This window comes from Streptomyces canarius (assembly GCF_014650735.1).
GTDB classification, from domain to species: domain Bacteria; phylum Actinomycetota; class Actinomycetes; order Streptomycetales; family Streptomycetaceae; genus Streptomyces; species Streptomyces olivaceoviridis.
Genome location: NZ_BMVN01000020.1, coordinates 141,638 through 161,086 on the forward strand (window position 1 = coordinate 141,638; position 19,449 = coordinate 161,086).

Here is a 19,449-nt window from a genome sequence, read left to right on the forward strand (position 1 = left end):
CTTTGCCGTGCCGTGATGCGGTCGCTCCTTAGGAACGCTCAACAGTACGGATTAGGCTGCCCCCATGCCAAAGAAGCGCCCGGGCGGCGGTCTGTCGCCCATGCAGCAGGCCGCCAAGTTCCTCGGTGTCAGTGTGCTCGCCGGAGCCGTGATGGCGGGCATCGCGCTGCCCGCTGCCGGCGCGCTCGGCCTCGCGGCCAAGGGCTCGGTCCAGGGCTTCGACGAGATCCCGGCCAACCTGAAGAGCCCCCAACTGAGCCAGCGCACGACGATCCTGGACAACCAGGGCAAACAGATCGCGACCGTCTACTCCCGCGACCGTACGGTGGTCGACCTCAAGGACATCTCGCCGTACATGCAGAAGGCGATCGTCGCGATCGAGGACTCGCGCTTCTACAAGCACGGCGCCGTCGACCTCAAGGGCGTGCTGCGCGCCCTGAACAAGAACGCGCAGGAGGGCGGGGTCGCCCAGGGCGCCTCCACGCTCACCCAGCAGCTGGTGAAGAACTACTTCATCGAGGAGGCCGGCGACGACCCGACGAAGGTCGCCGAGGCCACCCAGCAGACCCTGGGCCGCAAGATCCGCGAGCTGAAGTACGCGATCCAGATCGAGGACAAGCTCGGCAAGAAGAAGATCCTTGAGAACTACCTGAACATCACCTTCTTCGGCGAGCAGGCCTACGGCGTCGAGGCCGCCTCCCAGCGCTACTTCTCCAAGCACGCCAAGGACCTGAACCTCCAGGAGTCGGCCCTGCTGGCCGGCATCGTGCAGTCCCCGAGCCGCTACGACCCGGTGAACGACGAGGCGGAGGCCACCAAGCGGCGCAACACCGTCCTGCAACGCATGGCGGAGGTCGGCGACATCTCCCAGAAGGAGGCCGACCAGGCCAAGGGGAAACCGCTCGGCCTCAACACCAGCCGCCCCAAGAACGGCTGCATCACCGCGGTGAAGGACGCCGGCTTCTTCTGTGACTACGTCCGCCAGGTCGTCCTCACCGACCCGGTCTTCGGCAAGTCCAAGGAGGCCCGGGCCAAGCTCTGGAACCGGGGCGGCCTGACGATCCGTACGACGCTCGATCCGCAGGCCCAGCAGTCCGCGCAGGCGTCCATCAAGGACCACGTCTACAAGAGCGACGCGGTGGCGACCGCCGCGACCATCGTCGAGCCCGGCACCGGCAAGATCCTCGCCATGGGCCAGTCACGCCCGTACGGCGTCAACGTCAAGAACGACGAGACGACGATCAACCTGTCGGTCAACGGGGACATGGGCGGCGGCGCCGGCTACCAGCCCGGTTCCACGTTCAAGCCGATCGTCGCCGCGGCGGCCATCGAGGGGGGCAGGCCCCCGACGCAGGAGTACTCGTCGCCGTACGAGATGACGTATCCGAGCCCGGTCTCGGCGTGTGACGGCAAGACCTGGCGCGACGACCCGAACAAGCCCACCAAGCTGACCAACGAGAACGAGTCCGAGCGCGGTCCGTACGCCATGAAGGAGGCGACCGCCAAGTCGGTCAACACCTACTACGTGCAGCTGATCAGCGACATCGGCATCTGCCCGGTCATCAACATGGCCAAGCAGATGGGCGTGCAGCGCGCGGACGGCCGCAAGATCACGCAGGCCCCGTCCATCGCGCTCGGCACCCAGGAGATGTCCCCGCTGACGATGGCGAACGCGTACGCCACCTTCGCGTCGCGGGGGATGTACTGCACGCCGATCGCCATCGAGTCGGTCACCAAGAAGGTCGGCAGCGAGCGGAAGTCCCTGCCGGTGCCGAAGTCGACCTGCTCGCGGGCGATGTCGGAGAAGACCGCCGACACGGTCAGCACGCTCCTGAAGGGCGTGGTCGAGGACGGCACGGGTCAGGAGGCCGGTCTCGGCAACCGCCCCAGCGCGGGCAAGACGGGTACCACGGACGAGCGCTTCGCCGCCTGGTTCGTCGGCTACACCCCGAACATGGCGGGCGCGGTCTGGGTCGGCGACCCGCAGCACAAGCGGAAGATGACCAACATCACCATCGGCGGCGTCCCGCACGACAAGGTCTACGGCGGTGAGGTCCCGGGCCCGATCTGGCGCGACATGATGAGCGGCGCGCTGGAGGGAAAGCCCGTCGAAGACTTCCACCTGGTCGACATCCCCGACGGCACCCACGAGGGTGATGATCCGGGAAAAGGCGACGGGGGGACGGAGGACGGCAACAACGGGGACACGACGGGACAGCTGACCGGCGGACTGATCGGCGGCCCGACGGACGGGGGAGCGACGGACGGCAGCACCGGTGACGCGACCGGCGGCACCCTCGGCGGCACGTTCCCGACACCGACCATCTCCATCCCCGGGAACTTCATCCAGGGCCAGGTGAACGGCGGGAACCACGGGGGCGGGCACGGGGGCGGGCGAAGGTAGCCACCGTCACCGGTCTGCCGTACGACGTACGACAGCGGGGCCGCACCTGTGTGACGGGTGCGGCCCCGCTGACGTGCAGCGGCCTCTCAGCGCCGAAGCGGCCTCTTGGCACTGAACCTGTCGCTCAGCCCCGAACCAGTTGCCCAGCCCCGAACCAGTCGCTCAGCCCTGAAGGAGCTTCTTCACCGCGGCGGCGACCCGGCCGCCCTCGGCCTGGCCGGCCACCTTCGGGTTCACGATCTTCATGACGGCGCCCATGGCCCGCGGCCCCTCGGCGCCGGCCGCCTTCGCCTCCTCCACGGCCTGGGCGACGATCGCGTTCAGCTCCTCGTCGGACAGCTGCTTGGGCAGGTACCCGGCGAGCACCTCGCCCTCCGCCTTCTCCCGCTCGGCCTGCTCGGCGCGGCCGCCCTGCGCGAAGGCGTCGGCCGCCTCACGGCGCTTCTTGGCCTCGCGGGTGATCACCTTCAGCACCTCGTCGTCGGAGAGCTCACGCTTCTCCTTGCCCGCGACCTCCTCCTTGGTGATCGCGGCGAGCGTCAGCCGGAGGGTCGAGGAGCGGAGCTCGTCGCGCGCCTTGATCGCGGCGTTGAGGTCGTCGTGCAGCTTCGACTTGAGCGTGGTGGTCATGGCCCGATTGTCGCAGGTGTACCGACCGGCACGCCCGCCGATTTACCGGGCGGCCGGTCTCACCACGGTCAACGCGTCTGACACGATGGGCACATGCGCGCGCGATACGGAATCCCCCTGGGAATCGTGGCGGCCGGCGCCGCCGGCCTGGTCTATGCGGCGGGCTTCGAGGCCCGTTCCTTCCGCCTCCGACGGGTCACCGTCCCCGTCCTCCCCCCGGGCATGCGCCCGCTGCGCGTGCTTCAGGTCTCCGACATCCACATGGTGAGCGGGCAGCGCAAGAAGCAGCGCTGGCTGCGGTCGCTGGCCGGGCTGCGCCCCGACTTCGTGATCAACACGGGCGACAACCTGTCGGACCCCGAGGGCGTCCCCGAGGTCATGGACGCCCTGGGCCCGCTGATGGAGTTCCCGGGCGCGTACGTCTTCGGCTCCAACGACTACTACGGCCCCAGGCCCCGCAACCCCGCCCGCTACCTGCTGGAGAAGACGAACGGCCGGCACGGCCTGAACGGCAACCCGCCGGTGGTCGGCGCGATCCACAACCCGTGGCAGGACCTGCGGGACGGATTCGACGAGGCGGGCTGGCTGAACCTGACGAACACGCGGGGCGTCCTGAAGGTCGAGGGCGTCTCGATCGAGCTGACGGGGCTGGACGACCCGCACATCAAGCGCGACCGCTACGCCCAGGTGGCCGGCGGCCCCTCCGGGTCGTACGACTTCTCGCTCGGCGTGGTCCACGCGCCGTACCTGCGGGTCCTGGACGCGTTCACGGCGGACGCCTATCCCCTGATCCTGGCCGGCCACACCCACGGCGGCCAGCTGTGCATCCCCTTCTACGGCGCCCTGGTCACCAACTGCGACCTGGACACGGACCGCGTGAAGGGCCTCTCCACGCACACGGCGGAGGGTCACACCTCCTACCTCCACGTCTCGGCGGGCTGCGGCACCAGCCGCTACACCCCGGTCCGCTTCGCCTGCCCACCGGAGGCGACGCTGCTGACGTTGGTGGGGAGGGAGTAGGGGAGCAACGGGGTAAGGGGGCAGGGACGAGGAGTAAGGGAAGAGGCAGGGGCAAGGAGCGGGGGGCACCGCACGACACCCGAGACACCCGTCCCCTGCACACCCCCTCCCCGCCCTCCCCCATACGGACGCGTCCACATGGCCGCCCCCCTCCCCCACTCCTAGCGTGAGGGCATGACCGCCCCGATACCCAGGGAGATCCCGGACCTGCCCGCGGTCCCGGCCCCACCCTTGCTGCTGCCCGCCCCGGTCCCGGCCACGGCGGTGGTGGCCCCGGTCCGCCGCCCCCGGGCCGCGGTGTTCCGCCTGGTGACCGCCGTGGCGGCGGCCGTCGGCGTCGCGCTGGAACTCCTGCTGGGCCCACCGGCCGACATCCTGAGCTACTTCAGCGTCCAGGCCGGCATCCTGCTGACCGTGGTGATGCTCCTGTCCGCGTCGAGGGCCTGGAGGGCCCGCCGCCCGCTCCCGTCGGCCGTGACAGGCGCCACACTCCTCTACGTCCTGACCTCGGCCCTGGTCTACCACCTGCTCCTGGCCCACACGACGCCCCCGTTCTCCATGACCGGAGCGACGGCGCCCCCGGAGCGCTGGCACGCCCAGTGGGCAGCCCTCCAGGTCCTCCACCTCCTGGTCCCGGTGGCGGCCCTGCTGGACTGGCTCCTCCTGACCCCCGCGGCCCGCCTGCACCTCCGCCAGACCGCGGCCTGGCTCCTCTACCCCCTGGCCTACCTGGTCTTCTCCCTCACGAGGCCCGCGTTCCTGCCGCCGACCAGCCCGTCCCGGTACCTCTATCCCTTCCTGGACGTGGCGACCCACGGCTACCGCAGCACCCTGGCCAACGCCCTCCTCATCGGCCTCGCGATCTACGCCCTGGCCGTCCTCCTGGTGGCCCTCGACCACACCCGCCCGACCCCGGTCCGCCACCCCGCCTAAACCGGATTTCGTCTACAGCCACCGGTGGGCTAAAGTAAACGTCGTCGCCGCGAGAAGCAGCGACACCGGGGTGTAGCGCAGCTTGGCAGCGCGCTTCGTTCGGGACGAAGAGGTCGTGGGTTCAAATCCCGCCACCCCGACGCCGTAGTACCAGGTCAGGGGCCTGATCCGTGAGAGCGGATCAGGCCCCTGCTGGTTTGAGTGACTAACTGCGTGACTATGCGCTCCGATACGTTCCGCACACGCAAGCCATCACAGACAATCTGACCCTCGGGACGCCGCATGCCGCTAGTGTGGTGCCCTCACGTTGCAGGGACTCAGGCGTCAGACCGAACAGGTCGGCCACGAGCTGCCAGGAGAGGCCAGCTCGTAGTTCGCGAGCGACAGACCGACTAGGTCGGCCGCGACAGGTGTCTTTCGAGGTTCATCCGGCTCCGCGCGGCCGAAGTTCCACGAATCATCTAGCCCGCCGTCGTGAGGACCGTTGAAGTAAGTGCCACTACTTCAACTGCACCACCTTGCACCTTGCGTGATCTTCTGGCGCTGGCAGAACTCACCTCGACCGCGAACACGGTCGGGCTGAGCCTGCCCCTATGCCCAGTCTGGCTGTGTGATCAAGAAAGGGACACAGCCCAGTGCTTTGGTACGACAAGGTCAGGTCTGTGCTGCTCGATGTTGCAGATCTCGTTGGACTCGTCGCTGTGCTCTTCGTGATGGCAGTAGGGGCGTTCATGTCCGTAATCAAGGCCGCCCGGGAGCTACGTGACTTCTGGCGCGGCGATAGCGAAGACGGCCCGACGTCGGATACGTGACTGTGTTCTGATAGCGAAGGAGCGGTGGGGGCCTTGGGCCCTCCACCGCTCAAGTGCTCACAGCGCTAGCCGTCATCTGAAGATACGGTCCATGGTTGTGGCGCCGGTCTGGATCACAGGCCGAATCTGCTTCCGGTAGACCTCCTCGGTCACGGCCGTACCCGAGTGTCCGACGAGTCGGGAGATCTCCTCTAGCGGCACGCCCTGGTCGGAGAGCAGGGACACGAAGCTGTGCCGCAGTTCCCTCGGGGTCCACTCATCGGGGTCGATCCCGTCGATGCCCTTCAGCGCCTGGCGGAAGGCCCGGCGGACGTTGGCTGCGTCGAGCGGCTTGCCCACGGCCGAGGAGAAGACGAGGCCGTGTTCCTCCCACGCGTCATCAGCGGCGAGCCGATCCCACCCCTGATCCTCGAACTGCTGCCACAGGGCATCGACACAGCGCGCCGGCAGAGCGAGGGTTCGCCGGGACTTCCGGGTCTTGGTGTCCCCGCCCCGACGGACCGAGCGCCACACTGCGATGTGCGGAGGCTGCGGCGGGTCGGTGTCCGGCTTGCCCTTCAGGAAGACGTGGTCCCAGGTGAGAGCCCGCAGTTCCTCTGTGCGGGCACCCGTCAGCAGGGCGATGACGATGTACGCGTACATCGAGGTTCCCTCGGCGCCCTTCAGCACGGCTTCGGCTTGGGCGAAGGTGAGCGCCTTGGAGGGACGCCCCGCTTGCCCCTGTGGCACCGAGCACAGCTCGACGACGTTCCGCTTCACCTTGTCCCGGGCCATGGCCCGCTTGACCGAGCGGTTCAGGCACGAGTGGATGGACTGGAGGGTGCGCGTGCTGAGGGTCTTCGCCTTGGCAGCGAGCCAGCGGTCAACGTCCTCGGCGCTCAGGTCGCGGAGCTTGCGAGCGCCCAGCGACGGGATGACGTGCGTCTGGCAGAGGATCGCGCAGGTCTTGGCCGTGCTGGGATCGACGCCCACGAGGCCGAACGCGAGCCAGTCCGTCACCGCGTCCTTGACCGTGTAGTTGGTGGGCGCGATCGCAAGGCCGTCTTCGTGGTCCCGCAATACCTCCTTGAGCTTGTTCTTCGCCTCTGTCTTGGTCTTGCCACTCCCCCGCTTCACGATCCGCTTGCCGCTCGGATCAAAGCCCAGGTTCGCCGTGGCGATCCACCGTTGCCGCTTCTCGTCCCAGTGCAGGCCGCCGTCACCGCGGCTCCGACGCTTGGTCATCAGGCCGCACGCTCCATCTGTCCGGCGATGAAGGAGCCCAGGGCGGATGCCGGGATGCGCCGGCATCGGCCGATGGTGACCGAGGGCAGGCGCCGCGCGCGGATCAGGTCGTACACCTTGGAACGGCCGAGCCGTAGACGGGCCATCACCTCGGCAACGGTCAGGAGTTCGTCATCGTGCACGGTCGGGTTCTCCTTGTGCGTCAAGAACGGTTGATCGAGAGGGCGAGAAGACGGCTTCCGCGTCTGTCAGTCCGGTTCCGGCGAAGCGCCAGTGGGAGAGGACAAGGACGGTGTCCGGGTCGGGCAGCGGGTGGCCCGCCTCGGCGGCGCGTGCGCGGGCCAAGGCTTCGTTGTGGTCAGCGCGTTCCTGGCGGAGGGCGCCGAGGGTCACGGAGTAGGCCCGGGACTTGGTGGAGAAGTGGCCGCGAAAGCCGAGCATGTGGGCCCACTTGCGCAGACGCAGGGCTTCGAGTTCGGGGAGCCCACCGAGGTGCCAGCAGGTGAGGATCATCCGCCGGGCGTGGTTGGTGACGCCGGAGCCGATCAGGTCCGTGATCGGGTTGCGGACGGGACGGTCCAGGGTGCCGGCGGTCTCGGCGCCCTTCGTGGCGTACTTGGCGATGTAGGCAGCCACGGCCCGGCTTGAGAGCTCCGAGCTGCCTGCAAAGTCGGCGGAGCGGATGGGGCGGATGTCGAGCTGATCACCGAAGCGGAAGGCGTACGTGCGGCCGTCGAGCACGGGGCCGGGTGCCTCGGCGAGGCGGGCCGCCGAGCGGATGGCGTCGGTGAGGAGTTCGGTCGTGGCCCAGGCCGGCGGGGCGGACTCGGCGCCGTCCGGACCGTCGAGGCGGATCACCGCGTGGAAGTGGACGGCACCGCGCCGCTGGTACTCGGCGACCTTGGCGTACGACACCTTGAGGCAGTCACGCAGCGCGGTGCGGGTGACGCCCGCGCGGGAGGCGAGCTGCTGGCGCAGGTAGGTGGCGAAGCGGGCCCAGAGGGCACCGGCGTGGGCGTTCCAGAGGACGGCTGCCCGGTAGTCGTACCGCTCCGCGTTCAGCGGTGTGCCCAGGGCGGGGTCGTCCTCCGGGTGGGGGCGTCCACAGCGGCAGCAGCCACCGGTGTGGCGGTTGTGGACGGGGCCGAAGGAAGGGGCGGTGAACGTCGCGAAGACGCGCGGGTGTTGGGCGACGGCCGGGCCGATGCCTTTGCCGCCGCTCAGACCGGCCGTGACCAGGTGGAAGGTGTCCTTGCGGTACGTCTCGGCGCAGGTGGCGCACCGGGTGGCGCGGCGGTTGTTGCAGCGGATGAGGAGCTGTCCGGCAGGAAGATGGCGGTCGGCGACTTCTCGGACGATCTCGCCCGTGGCGGCGTGGACGTCCAGCCGGTGGCCCTCCATTCGTACGGGCCGTTCACAGCCGCCGAGACGCTGGATCTGCCGGGCGTAAGCACTCACGTCGCCGTGCCGGGCGAGGGCGGCCAGGTGACGGATGGCTCCCAGGGGAGCCGGCGGGCGCATGTGCGGGTTCCTCCTTAAGCAGTCTGGGGTGGCCGCCCGGCCTGCCTGTCCAGGGGGCTAGACAGTAGGGGCAAGCCGGGCGGGAGCAGTTTCCGAATCAGCGGCGGGTGAGCAGGGAGCGGGTGACGACGGCGCAGACGGCGACCGAGGTGGCGGTAAGGGCGACGGCGAGGAGCATGGAGACGAGGACGGCACCGACGACCAGGACCACGGCGGTGCCACCGCCGACGAGGGCGAGAACGGTTCCGGGGGTGAGCTGGACGGCCGGGCGGGATGCGGCCAGAGCCTGGGAGGCCGGCGGCGTGGCCGAGGGGGCCGGGGTGACCGTGGTCGGCTCGATGATGGTGGGAGGGGTGGCCAGGCCAGTCGGCTGCGGCATGGTCGGGATCTTCGGCCGGAACATGAGAGGTCTCCTTTGGCGGGTTACTGGATGAGGGAGTTGATGACGGGGGCCAGCAGGCTGTCGGCGAGGAGGTAGCCGCCGAGGAGGAGTACGGCGATGAGCCACCAGGGCGGGCGGATGAGCTTGACGCCGAGGACGCCGACGACGAGCAGGGCGAGCCAGAGCGGGACGTCCATGGGGGGTCTCCTGTCAGGCCGAGCAGCGGTGGGTGCGGGCGGCGAGTTCGACGGCGGCGCGTGAGTCGTACTCGGCGGAGAAGTCGCAGCGGGGCGCGGTGCAGGCGGCCAGGTGGCGGTTCCTGCCCCGGTCGACGTAGGAGGCGACGTTCACGGGGCCGATGCGGAGGACGTTGCGGAAGCGGCGGTGCATGGCGGTGCTCCTCTCAGAGGTGGGCGGCGACGGACGCGGTCATGGACGGGGGCAAGCCGAGCCGGGCGCGTACGGCGTCGGGGTCGGCGGGGCGGCCGGTGGTCGAGCGGTGTTCGTCGGCCAGGGCCCGGACACGGTCGATGAGCACGGGCGGCAGCGCGACGGCGGGGCCGGGCGGCGGAGCCGGGACGGTTTCCGGCTCGGACGTGGTGGGCTCGGGAGCCGGAGCTGATAGCGCGTCCGGTGCGGGAGCATCGACGGCGGCCGGTGCGGTGGCCTGTTCCTCGGACGGGTCAGTGGTCGACGACTCCGGGACCGCCGACGTGTCCGGGCCGTGCGGCGTGTGGGCCAGGAGAGTGCCGCCGAAGAAGGCGACGGCGGGCCAGCCCGCGACGACGACGCGGAGCGAGGCGGGGACGTGGTCCAGGTCGAGAAGTCCGGCGGTGGCGACGTTGGCACCAAGAGATGCGGCCAGTGCCACCAGGAACCACAGCCGCGGGCTACCGGCCGCCTGCCCCGCTCGCTGCTGTTGCCTCATCCGGCGCCATGCGGCGACCAGCAGCAGGTCGACGCTCACGGGGTAGGCCCACGCCTTCCAGCCGCCCTGTCCAGCCGCCGCCGCGAGGTCGTGGAGGTGGGAGAAGGACAGGGCGCCCGCGATGACGGCCTGGACGACAACGGCGTCCACGCGGACCATGTGGGCACGCATCGGCTCCGGTTCCTTCCTGCTTTGGGCATGGGAGGGGTAGGGACATGGCGCGAGGCGGTCACGCCGACCGTGAGGTGATGGAGCGGGCTACTCGGTCACCGGGCGCGCGGTGGGCGCAGCAGCAGGCGTGGAGGACGATCCGGCGGATTCGACGGCAACGGCGGGCCGGAAGGAGTCGAGCCGGGGCAGTTCCGGGACCAGGGCCGAGGTGTCGCGGCAGACGGCCGCTGCGTCCGCGAGGGTGAGATGGGGCGAGCGGACGCGAGACCAGCCGCCGGAGGAGTCGCCGACGACCGCGACACCAGGCCGTTCGGCGGGGATGGAAGTGGCGGCCAGCGCAGCCTCAGGCGAGATGTCGGCCAGCGCCATGTTCGCCGAGGCTTCATCGTTGACACGGTGGCAGACGCGGCCGGTCAACTGAGCGCGCAGCATGGTCGCGCCCTTGCCGAGTTCGGCACCAAAGCGCTGCCCGCAGACTTCAAGGTAGATGCCGGCCGCGCGGCCGAGCTGGGCGAGGCGGATGAGCTTGGTGACCATGGCGTCCCGCCGCTTCTCGTCGTCCTTGTTCGCGGCGAGGAAGAGTTCCGCGACCTCGTCGACGACGACCACGACCGGTACTGGCCGCACCGTTTCCGGCAATCCCCATACGTCCGAGGTGAGGGAAGTGTCCGGGCCGGTCCCGCCACTGAGACCGATGAGTCGGAACCGTGCCTCCATCTCTTCCACCAGCACGTCCAGGAGTTCGTTCGCGCGGTCCGGGTCGTCGGCGAGCGCGGACAACCGGGGCGCGAACGGGGCCAGTTCGACGCCCCATTTGCAGTCGATCCCGACGAGCACGACCCGTTGTCGGGCCAGGCCGCACAGCAGGTTGCGCAGGTACACGGACTTGCCGGACTGTGTGGCGCCCAGGATCAGTTCGTGCGGCACGGTGCGGAAGTCCCGTACGTGCCAACGGCCGTCCTCTCGGAGGGCCAAGGGCAGGCGGAGCGGCTCGGCCGCCAGTCGACGGCGAGCGGGGCGTACCTCGGCGAGCACATCCCAGCCGACCAGCCGCAGTTCCAGCCACCCCGGTTTCGTGGGGCGCACGTGCACGGCATGGGCTCCCCAGGCGTGCCGCAGCCGGTCGGCCGAGGCGGTGAAGTCCTCGGGTGCCTGTCCGGTCGCCATACGCAGCCGCATCACGAGGCCGGACCCGGTCGGCAGTGGGAAGGTCCGCCGGGGCGGTACGGGCGCCGCCTGCCGCCCCATCATCCGGGCAGTCGCCCGGCGGACGGCCGAAGCCGGGACCGTCAGGCCGCACGCGTCCATCGTCGCGCGGTACGAGATGAGCAAGCGCAGCGCGACGACCGGATACCCGACGAGCCACCAGAACACCACCGGCATGCGGCGACGCACCACCAGGAGCACCACTAGGACCAGCAGGACCGGTAACAGCACTCGTACTGTGTCAGTCATGGCGATCAGCCCTGCGCCGCGATAGGCGTGTTGACCATGACGGCGTCGGCCCGGTAGGCGATGCCGTGACGGGCCCGCCCGCCGAACTCGCTCTCCCAGGGACGGGCCACCAGTCCCGACAGGATGACCGGCGCTCCCATGACCAGACCCTCGCCAATGCCCTGCTCGGGAACGGTGACCTTGATCATGTCCGAACCGCCGGCCGCGATGAACACCAGCTCCAGCGTCATGAGCCGCTGATTGGTCACGGGGTCCACGGCGACCTCACCGGTCTGCCGGTCCCTGACCTTCACCTCCGGCAGCTTGGTGACGAGCAGCGTGGCGGCCGAGGTGTCTACGGGAATGACTCGCATCAGTACCTCACTGAGTTGTCGGTGCCTTCGTTGATCGGCACCGCTCGGACTGGATACCCCCCTAGACAGCACAGGAGGGCGACCACCCAACTGTCTAGGGGGGTCGACAGTAAAGGTAACCGACACCCCGTCAACTGTCTAGGGGGGTATACGAGTGTGGGCGAGTCGTCCGTCTCAGCCTCTGCCGAACCCGCTACATCAGCGACCAGTGAAGGACGGTCGCATCGTCGTGCGTCTTGCCACGGGGCCAACGTCGACCGTCGGGGTCGCCGGCCTCAGCTTCACGTACGCGGCGGATCAGCTCATCAGGCCCCGACGAGTTGAGGAGCGCCAGGGTCTCTTTCCAGTCGGCCAGCTCGAAGCTGTCGACGAGTCGCGTCGCACCATCACTCAGCAGTGTCACGGAGGCGAGCGAGTCCAGAGACACCGTCCCGGCCAGGGCGTGATCGGCCGCCTCTGGCGTGGGTCCGGCGATCCAGAACCCGCCAGGCCGGTTGCGGAGCCCGGTCAGAGCGTCCCGGTATTCAGCGAGCGCGGCGGAGTGTTCTGATGAGCCGGTGGGCAGTGTGTCGACCGGTCCGCGCAGCCGCTTGCCGACTTCGTCCAGGCGCTGGTCGGTGATGGCGGTCGCGCTCTCGTCGGTCCCGGCGAGGAGCAGTGTGGAGTCTCCCAGGACGAGATAGTCCAGAACTCCCGCGTGGGCCCGGACAGCGACGACCGTGCTGGTGGGACTGGCCCGGTATGTCAGGTCGCACGTGTCTTCATGCAAGGAGCGCACAGTCCGGATCGAGTCGGCGAGACAGTCGGCGAGCGGCCGGGCGGGGACCGCCGCGATGGAGCTCAGCAGCAGTCCGCCCAGCGTCGAGGAGAACCATGCGATGCCGTGCACACATCCGGTCTCCGCACCGGCCACACCGGCGCCGTCGAGGAGAACGGCCGCACCGAGACCGGCAGCGGCGAAGTCCTCGTTCGCACGCGCCGCTTCGGCCGGTTGCGACCCCAGGGCGACGATCACGCCGTTGCCTCCGCTTCGTGCAGGTAGAGGGGGCAGAGCAGTTCGACGGATTGCGGTTCGTCGGTCTCGGGGTCGTATTCGACGCTCACCAGCGTGGAGAAGTGACGTTCCCCCACCTGCCCCCAGAGCGTGTTCAGGTCCGAGGTCAGCAGGTGGACCACACCGAGGGAGCCTGCGGTGTGGATTCCGGCGATGGCGAGGACCGAGCCGTTACCGTCCGGCCGTGGCAGCCGGCCGAGGTATCCGACGTCATGCGGACGACGGGGCTCGATGTCGGCTCCCGCGTTGTACCTAGCGCCGGTTCGCCGGTCGACCAGAGCCCACGGTTCACCTTCCGGGTGTTCCCAGCCGAGTACCGGGTCCTGGGCGTACAGGTCTTTCATCGCCTCGGACATGCCGGGCCCGCAGACGACGATCAGGCCGTCACGGTTGAGATCGACCTCCCCACTCACGAGAACGTGGCCAGAGCTGACGGCGAGCCCGTAGGACTTGGCCAGCTCCTCCAGCCGCTTGCCCGAGTTCATGTCGGCCATGGCGACGACCGGCCGCTTCTTCTCGGCGTCCCATCGCAGCGGAGTCACAACAGTGACGGCGCCCATACCGAGAAAGGCTCCCTCTGGCGCCGGCCCGGTGTGCCGGATCTGATGAATCCTTCCCCGGCTCAAGCCGGCCTTCTCTGCGATCTGCGCATAGGACAGCCCTTGCGCGTGGAGGTCCTGGACCACACGGCGACGGAGCCGGGCGAGTTCGGTCACCTCTTGCTGCGCGTCGGCCAGCCTCTTCGTGACCTCACGCAGAAGCAGATACGGATCATCGATCGCGGTGATCCGTTGCAACTCGTCCGACATGACCGCACCTCCTGGAAGTACCCAGGAGTCTAGGGCCCTAGACGGAATGGGCGGGAGGCGCCGCCCTGTATGAACGCCGATCACGAAGAACCGGGACCTCCGGCGAGGGACACCCCGCGGGCTCACTCATCACCGCCAGCGACTGGGGCCCGAAGAGGCATCGCACCCGACGCGCTCACGCACTCGCTCGCGCCAGTTCAGCCCACACCGAGCGCCCGTCGCGCCAGACCGTGTAGCCCCAGTTCTTCGCGACGGCTGCGATCAACCTCAGTCCACGGCCGCCCTCTTCCCGGTCGGTGGCATGGCAAAGGTGCGGCACGAGCTCACCGCCTTGATCGACCACCTCGATCCGCACGACATCGTCGCCGAGGCCGACGATCACGAAGAAGCGGCCACCGTCCGAGCCGCTCACCGTGTGCCGCAAGGCGTTGGTCGCAAGCTCACTCACGACCAGGACGGCATCATTCACCGGCCCGCGGTCGGCCAGCAGGGACGCGACGAAGTGACGAGCATGGGGCACCTCTTCTGGCAAGCCTTGGAAAGCACGGCACCACTTGGTGAGCACAGGGACTCCTCCGGTACGTCTAGGGGGCTAGACAGCGCAGCGGCAGAGTATTCCCAGGGGTGCACAGCGCGCCAGGCATTCAGAGGAATTATTCCTCTAAGGAGTGAGGGAGTCTCCGAGCTCGCGGAACTCCTTCATCACCAGCAACAGCAGTTCTCGCACCTCAGGACCGAAGACCGCAGCCCGCTCGAAGTGAGCGAAGGTCTCCTGGTAGGCAGCCAGCTCCTCAGCGTCGGTGGACACCCGCTCGCTGTCGAACGTCTCCACCACGACCGCCCGCTGGTCGCACAAGGTGAAGCCATGACGCGGCAGCACCGGCACCGGCCGACGCCAGGGGATGACCCCGAGCCGTACCGTGCTCAGGCTCTCGACTGCCAGGAGCCGGTCCAACTGAGCGAGCATCAGCGCCGGCGTCCCCGGCCAGGTCCGCAACACGGCCTCTGTAAGCACGAACACCGATTCACGCCCCGGCTCGTACAACACGCTCTGCCGCTCCACACGGGCAGCGACGGCCCGACCGACAGCCTCAGGCGTCGACCGGGGCGCACTCTCGAAGACGTGCCGGGCGTACTCCGCACTCTGCAACATGGCCGGCAGAACGACGCACTGAAAGGAGCGCACCAGTCGCGCGGACCGGACAGCATCATCTACCGCCGCGCCGGTCCCCGTTGAGTCGTCCGCAGCCGAGCCAGAGTCGGCGGCGGCCATCACGGCGGCCAGGAGGTCACGCAGCTCACGACTGGTCGACTCGTCCAGGCCGAGAGCCCGCGAAAGCCTGTCGAGCACGTCCAGGCTCGGAACCATGCGCCCGGTCTCGACCTTGGACACGGTCGGTTGCCCCACACCGGCACGCTGCGCCAGCACAGCACCAGTCAGGCCAGCCTGTGTACGAAGCACTCGATGACGCGCTCCCAGCGCCTTCATCAGCTCCCGCCGCTCACTCCCCATGCCCAGGGTTCTACACCACGAGACAGCAGGTGCCGGTACTGCCAGCCACAACGATCAGCAGCCCGAGCATGATTCAAACTTTCTCTACTGGTTCAAGGCGGCTCGCTCCGCTCGCCGCGCGCGGCCCGGCCCCCGGCCGGGCCTGCGCTCCTGTCTCCGCCCCGCTCCAGCCCGGCCGGCGCCCGTGCCGCGCGCACAGCAATCAGCCGCCTGACGTCAGAGAAGGGGTACGTCGTGGCTGGGGCGGTCGGCTCCACGGCTTTAGGCAGCCACTTTGGCGCGAGCCTCGCAGATCATGGCCCCAACGTCGTGCTTTACCGGGCAGGTCCACAGACTGCCCGACGCGCCGGAAGCTTACGGGGCCATGATCACTCGCGCCAAAGCAGCTCCAGCCCAAAGCCGCTCCACCGACCGTGCAATTCCTGTGCAACATAGTGGATCCAGGAGGTACCTTACCAACCAAGCCGCCCAGGAGTCGGGGAGAACCCTTGAGTGACGTTACCGGTGAACAAAAGCCTCTGAGTCCCGCCGACGAGCTGCGCAGAGCCGCGAGAATTCTGGAACGTCAAGCCGAGTACGGGCAGCGCATCATCGATGAGGCGAAACGCCAACAGGATCGAGATAAACGCAAAGGGCATTTCATCGGACTTTCCGGTTGTACATTGACGACAGGATCTACTGGTGACGGGATTTCAGTGTCCGCAGGCCAGGACGATCCGATTTTCGCCATCACCCCGGTCACAAATAGGCCCGACATCGGCTCTCTCGCTCGCGCGCTCACTCCCGCAGGGAGGAATAATTTCAGCTACCTCAACCACCTATCCGGTACCATTAGTCACGAATTTTACATTTCCAAGCGCGTTGCAGAAACGACCCAAGCGGCTCTCAACGTGGCATATCGAGCCATCTCTCTTTTGCGCCTGAAAACGTCCTGCCTGATCAACGGGATCTCATACTCTGAAGTGCCCTGGGGGCAGGTGGCCGCACACTTGAACACTGTAGAAATTCAGCCGCTTGAAGAGCCCAGGCGAGCCCTTTGGGTGTCGCAAGCGGTAATTAGCGAGAGCGAGCTCGAATGGGTGACCTTGCGGCTCGCGCGGGACTTTGAGCTGCACGAGCAGCCTAGCTATAGACTCGCGTACGATTCGGCAGCAGATGCGCCTTTCCTCAAAGACCCCCGCACTGCGATGGCGCGCATCTGGTCTGGCATCGAATCACTCTTCGATGTACAGAATGAACTTAGCTTTCGACTCTCAATGTATGCGGCCGTTTTGATCTCTGACGACCTTGAGCAAAGGATAGACGTTCAGGCCAGATTCAAACGGCTCTACACGCTACGCTCTAAAGCCGTCCATGGTGCAAAAATGGACGCCTCGAAAATTGAGGAAGCGTTGACGTCTTCGTGGTCCTTGTTACGCGATCTTTTGATGGCCTGTATCCGAACAGGCCCATCGCTACCGTCCACTGCTGACTTGGACCGGGCATTGCTCGGACATCCATTGACCCGAGATGGTGGAGCAGTTACTCACATCCCTGACCAGGCTGCCAACAGTGGGGCGTAGCCCCACCCTGTGGCCAGGCGCTTAGCAGAGTAACTGCGGGACGCAGTCTCTTGCGGCCATGCCTCTGCCGACGTGGCCTGGCTCTGGTAAGCGACGTGGCAACGTGGGAAGAATTACTGCCTCTCCGCCTCCAACGTGCCCGCTTGAGCCTGGGCCTCCGCCTCCTGAACGCGCGCGGGGTGCTCATATCGGAACTGGGTAAGCAGCAAGCTGCCTAGTCCTAGAACTCCCATTGCGTATCGCCGCACGTCTGAACGCTGTTGAATGCGGTGTCGATCTACGTTCCCGATGGCCTGCGCGAGGCCACTCCCCAAAGCCATCCAGCCTTCGATTTCGCTTTGCTGGCCACCCATGCGCAAAATACCCGACGGGTTCAAGACTTGCGTGTAGAGCCCCTTACCCACAAGGACTTCACCCTTAGAATTGCGAGGATCTCCAGCCCAAGACCGGGCCTTATCTTCTACGAAAATGGCCACAGCCGCTGGAACCTTGGCCCAGTCGTCATCCGCGATGAGCCCCTGTACATGTGCCCAAAGTTCCGGATCGATTGAAGCATCGTCTAGCGGACTGTCGTGATGCAGCGTTTCCAAAATAAAGATGGAGGCTCTGATTTCAGCCTTTCCCCTAGACGCAGCGGTGAGGCGGTAGCGCTCCCTATCCTTAATTCGGTTGCCCGAAGTCATGCCATCTGGAAAAACGGAGACGCTGGACGAGAAACGGCTAACGTGTGGTGAATTAGCTCCAAAAGTGGAACGTAGCACCGCAAGAACTTTGGATTCCCATTCGATGAATGCACTCTCGTCTCGCAGATCGCCTGCACCTTCTAGTTCAGACAGCACCCTGAGTGCTTCGGTCGCTCGCAATTTCCTCGCCCTCCACGTGCCTGCCACTGGGAAGAGTGTAGATCAATTAATCGCGGCGGTCAGGATCACTCTCATCTAGTACGTCCTCTCCGCCCTGATGAGCCGGTTGAGCGCCCCCAGAGCGTCCCCAGTCCATGCAAGAACCTCCGGTTCACCAGTTCCAACGTTTGTCTTTCACTTCGACAGCTCGGTTCAGTAAAAGGGCGTAAAGCCAGCGGACTGGTCAAGGTGGAACGCAGGGCCCACTGCCGTCGGAGTCCACCCCACGCGCAGGGCAAGCCGAACAGCCGCAGCCACACCGGGAGGGAGTACAGGCTCAGCCTCGCGACCGATCCAGTTGCTCGGATGCGGCTGGTTGGTGGTGACCACGAGCGTCGTGCCTGGGGTGGCCGCATGCTCGACCGCGAACGTGCACGGCGACCAGGCCAGGCCCTGGACGTACGTCGGCCGGCCTCGCAGCCGCCAGCGGTAGGCCGTGCCGTCGACAATGATCTGTCGTGATCCCTTGCTGGCCAGCGCCATGTCCCCCCTCCAACAGCGAATGCTAGCGAACCAGGTCCCGCCGTCCGTCTCAGTTTCCGTCTCATTCAGCGCCGTTCATGGCCGTTCAGAGCGGACCGGAGGCAGCAGCAGCCCCGACGACCGGCCGCCCATGAACACAGGTGAACGACCCCGTCCGAGACCTCCGGCGCCACCACCACAGTTGGAAAGCGTGCGTCTGCCTACGCGGAGGGGGTGCACGGTCGGCTCGGGCAGGTCATCCGCTGGCCATCGACGAAGCCCGACCGTCGGTTAGGTCCCGGACGATTCTCCGGGCCACCCCCAGACAGGCCGGGAATGCAACCATTCCCTTCCGAGCTGGGACCCCCGGTAGCCGACCGCGCGCTTGAGACCATAGGCGCCAGCACTGACAAGCGACTCGCCAGCGATCGACCGTTGACCGGTGAGTGTCTAACTGCGTGACAACGCCGACGAACAACGGCGGACGAGCGCGAACGTCAGCGGACCATCAGCGCAGGTGAGAGCCGTACCAGCCCAAGGAAGCACCGGCGCCCAAGTTGCTTCGGGACGAAGAGGTCGTGGGTTCAAATCCCGCCACCCCGACGCCGTAGTACCAGTTCAGGGGCCTGATCCTCAGCGAGGATCAGGCGATCGTCGAGTAGTAGCAACATGCCTCGGCTGCGCCGACCCACACCTGCACGTTCGCGAACGACCAGTCGTCGACTCGACCGCGAACGTGCCTCAGAAACCCCCGTCTGATGGCTCCGCCGTGCCGGTGACACGGCCCCGCGAAAGAGGGCTCGTTCAACGAACGCGGTGTGCCTGTTGGTGCTGAGCCGTATCGACGAGCCCAGACAACGTAGGACGGACACCGACGCACCGTCATTCTGAGTACAGCCCTTGATGGAGTGATAGCGCAGGCCAGCGGATCCGCCGCATGGTGAGCTCCCGCCGTCTTGGGTTCCATGTCAGCCCGCACCGCTACTGTCTTCGTTCATGACCTCGTTACTCGAACGTGAGCTCCGGGACCTCTTGGCGGAGCAGCTAGACGTTCTCGACCAGGACTGACCCTCGTCCGATGCGAGTTTGCGCTGAGCGACCCGCCGCTCCGTACGAATCGTCAGCGATCACCCTGGGCCGCCAGCCCCGGGAGACGAACGCGGACTCTGGCTGGTCGAGGACGGGCAGGCGACCCGATACTCATCCCACGCCCCGGAGTTCGTCATGGCCTGGCAGCTCAACACCTACGGGGGGGGTGCCCCTATGGGTTTCGTCAACCCGTGGGGGCAGGTTGCGGTTCGTAGAAGGTGCCGT

20 protein-coding genes and 1 tRNA gene are annotated in these 19,449 nt (G+C 67.3%); 5 read left to right on the forward strand and 16 right to left on the reverse strand.

What is annotated here, in order from left to right:
* The first annotated feature begins 64 nt into the window (after positions 1–64).
* Complete coding sequence (locus IE294_RS26575; RefSeq protein WP_189890200.1) at positions 65–2,404, forward strand: transglycosylase domain-containing protein; 2,340 nt, start codon at positions 65–67, stop codon at positions 2,402–2,404.
* A 162-nt stretch (positions 2,405–2,566) separates the two neighbouring features.
* Here IE294_RS26575 and IE294_RS26580 read toward each other — a convergent pair whose 3' ends face one another.
* Positions 2,567–3,034, reverse strand: coding sequence for a GatB/YqeY domain-containing protein (locus IE294_RS26580; RefSeq protein ID WP_103814669.1), 468 nt, complete (start codon positions 3,032–3,034; stop codon positions 2,567–2,569).
* Positions 3,035–3,127: 93 nt separating this feature from the next.
* On the opposite strand from IE294_RS26580, the gene IE294_RS26585 reads away from it, so the two are divergent.
* The 3 genes from IE294_RS26585 to IE294_RS26595 all read left to right on the forward strand — a co-directional run bounded on the left by IE294_RS26585 (position 3,128) and on the right by IE294_RS26595 (position 5,127).
* Complete coding sequence (locus tag IE294_RS26585) at positions 3,128–4,054, forward strand: metallophosphoesterase (RefSeq protein ID WP_189816872.1); 927 nt, start codon at positions 3,128–3,130, stop codon at positions 4,052–4,054.
* Positions 4,055–4,228: 174 nt separating this feature from the next.
* Positions 4,229–4,987, forward strand: coding sequence for a Pr6Pr family membrane protein (locus IE294_RS26590; RefSeq protein WP_189890201.1), 759 nt, complete (start codon positions 4,229–4,231; stop codon positions 4,985–4,987).
* A gap of 66 nt (positions 4,988–5,053) precedes the next feature.
* A tRNA-Pro gene (locus IE294_RS26595) sits at positions 5,054–5,127 on the forward strand.
* A 744-nt stretch (positions 5,128–5,871) separates the two neighbouring features.
* Here IE294_RS26595 and IE294_RS26600 read toward each other — a convergent pair.
* The 13 genes from IE294_RS26600 to IE294_RS26660 form a co-directional block, all read right to left on the reverse strand.
* The gene (locus tag IE294_RS26600; protein ID WP_189890203.1) at positions 5,872–7,023 is read right to left on the reverse strand and encodes a site-specific integrase; all 1,152 of its coding nucleotides are present in this window, start codon (positions 7,021–7,023) and stop codon (positions 5,872–5,874) included.
* Positions 7,023–7,205, reverse strand: a complete 183-nt coding sequence (locus tag IE294_RS26605) for a helix-turn-helix domain-containing protein (RefSeq protein ID WP_189890205.1) — start codon at positions 7,203–7,205, stop codon at positions 7,023–7,025. Before IE294_RS26605 ends, IE294_RS26600 begins: the two co-directional genes overlap by 1 nt.
* The gene (locus tag IE294_RS26610; RefSeq protein ID WP_189890206.1) at positions 7,195–8,544 is read right to left on the reverse strand and encodes a replication initiator; all 1,350 of its coding nucleotides are present in this window, start codon (positions 8,542–8,544) and stop codon (positions 7,195–7,197) included. The genes IE294_RS26605 and IE294_RS26610 overlap by 11 nt, the downstream gene beginning before the upstream one ends.
* Positions 8,545–8,641: 97 nt before the next feature.
* The gene (locus IE294_RS26615) at positions 8,642–8,947 is read right to left on the reverse strand and encodes a SpdD-like protein (protein ID WP_189890208.1); all 306 of its coding nucleotides are present in this window, start codon (positions 8,945–8,947) and stop codon (positions 8,642–8,644) included.
* 20 nt (positions 8,948–8,967) lie between these two features.
* Positions 8,968–9,123: a hypothetical protein gene (locus tag IE294_RS26620; RefSeq protein WP_189890210.1), complete on the reverse strand. Its 156-nt coding sequence runs from the start codon at positions 9,121–9,123 to the stop codon at positions 8,968–8,970.
* A 13-nt stretch (positions 9,124–9,136) separates the two neighbouring features.
* Positions 9,137–9,316 carry a mobile element transfer protein gene (locus IE294_RS26625; RefSeq protein WP_189890211.1) on the reverse strand — a complete coding sequence of 60 codons (180 nt, stop codon included), beginning with the start codon at positions 9,314–9,316 and terminating at the stop codon, positions 9,137–9,139.
* Between the two features lie 13 nt (positions 9,317–9,329).
* Positions 9,330–10,025: a DUF2637 domain-containing protein gene (locus IE294_RS26630; RefSeq protein ID WP_189890213.1), complete on the reverse strand. Its 696-nt coding sequence runs from the start codon at positions 10,023–10,025 to the stop codon at positions 9,330–9,332.
* Positions 10,026–10,112: 87 nt separating this feature from the next.
* Positions 10,113–11,480 carry an FtsK/SpoIIIE domain-containing protein gene (locus IE294_RS26635; protein ID WP_189890214.1) on the reverse strand — a complete coding sequence of 456 codons (1,368 nt, stop codon included), beginning with the start codon at positions 11,478–11,480 and terminating at the stop codon, positions 10,113–10,115.
* 5 nt (positions 11,481–11,485) lie between these two features.
* Positions 11,486–11,833: an SCO3933 family regulatory protein gene (locus IE294_RS26640; protein ID WP_189890216.1), complete on the reverse strand. Its 348-nt coding sequence runs from the start codon at positions 11,831–11,833 to the stop codon at positions 11,486–11,488.
* A 193-nt stretch (positions 11,834–12,026) separates the two neighbouring features.
* On the reverse strand, positions 12,027–12,848 hold the full coding sequence (locus IE294_RS26645; protein WP_189890217.1) for an integrase: 822 nt from the start codon (positions 12,846–12,848) through the stop codon (positions 12,027–12,029).
* Entirely contained in the window at positions 12,845–13,696 is an 852-nt protein-coding gene (locus tag IE294_RS26650) for a sigma factor-like helix-turn-helix DNA-binding protein (RefSeq protein ID WP_189890219.1), read from the reverse strand. The genes IE294_RS26645 and IE294_RS26650 overlap by 4 nt, the downstream gene beginning before the upstream one ends.
* A gap of 175 nt (positions 13,697–13,871) precedes the next feature.
* The gene (locus IE294_RS26655) at positions 13,872–14,261 is read right to left on the reverse strand and encodes an ATP-binding protein (protein ID WP_189890221.1); all 390 of its coding nucleotides are present in this window, start codon (positions 14,259–14,261) and stop codon (positions 13,872–13,874) included.
* 96 nt (positions 14,262–14,357) lie between these two features.
* A complete protein-coding gene (locus tag IE294_RS26660; RefSeq protein ID WP_189890222.1) occupies positions 14,358–15,209 on the reverse strand; it encodes a helix-turn-helix domain-containing protein in 852 nt (283 codons plus the stop codon).
* 488 nt (positions 15,210–15,697) lie between these two features.
* Here IE294_RS26660 and IE294_RS26665 point away from each other — a divergent pair, with 488 nt between their 5' ends.
* On the forward strand, positions 15,698–16,771 hold the full coding sequence (locus IE294_RS26665) for a HEPN domain-containing protein (protein WP_189890224.1): 1,074 nt from the start codon (positions 15,698–15,700) through the stop codon (positions 16,769–16,771).
* Positions 16,772–16,884: 113 nt separating this feature from the next.
* On the opposite strand, the gene IE294_RS26670 is transcribed toward IE294_RS26665, so the two are convergent.
* Both IE294_RS26670 and IE294_RS26675 read right to left on the reverse strand, forming a co-directional pair.
* Complete coding sequence (locus IE294_RS26670) at positions 16,885–17,634, reverse strand: TIGR02391 family protein (protein ID WP_189890225.1); 750 nt, start codon at positions 17,632–17,634, stop codon at positions 16,885–16,887.
* A gap of 192 nt (positions 17,635–17,826) precedes the next feature.
* A complete protein-coding gene (locus IE294_RS26675) occupies positions 17,827–18,156 on the reverse strand; it encodes a hypothetical protein (protein WP_189890227.1) in 330 nt (109 codons plus the stop codon).
* Positions 18,157–19,449 lie beyond the last annotated feature (1,293 nt).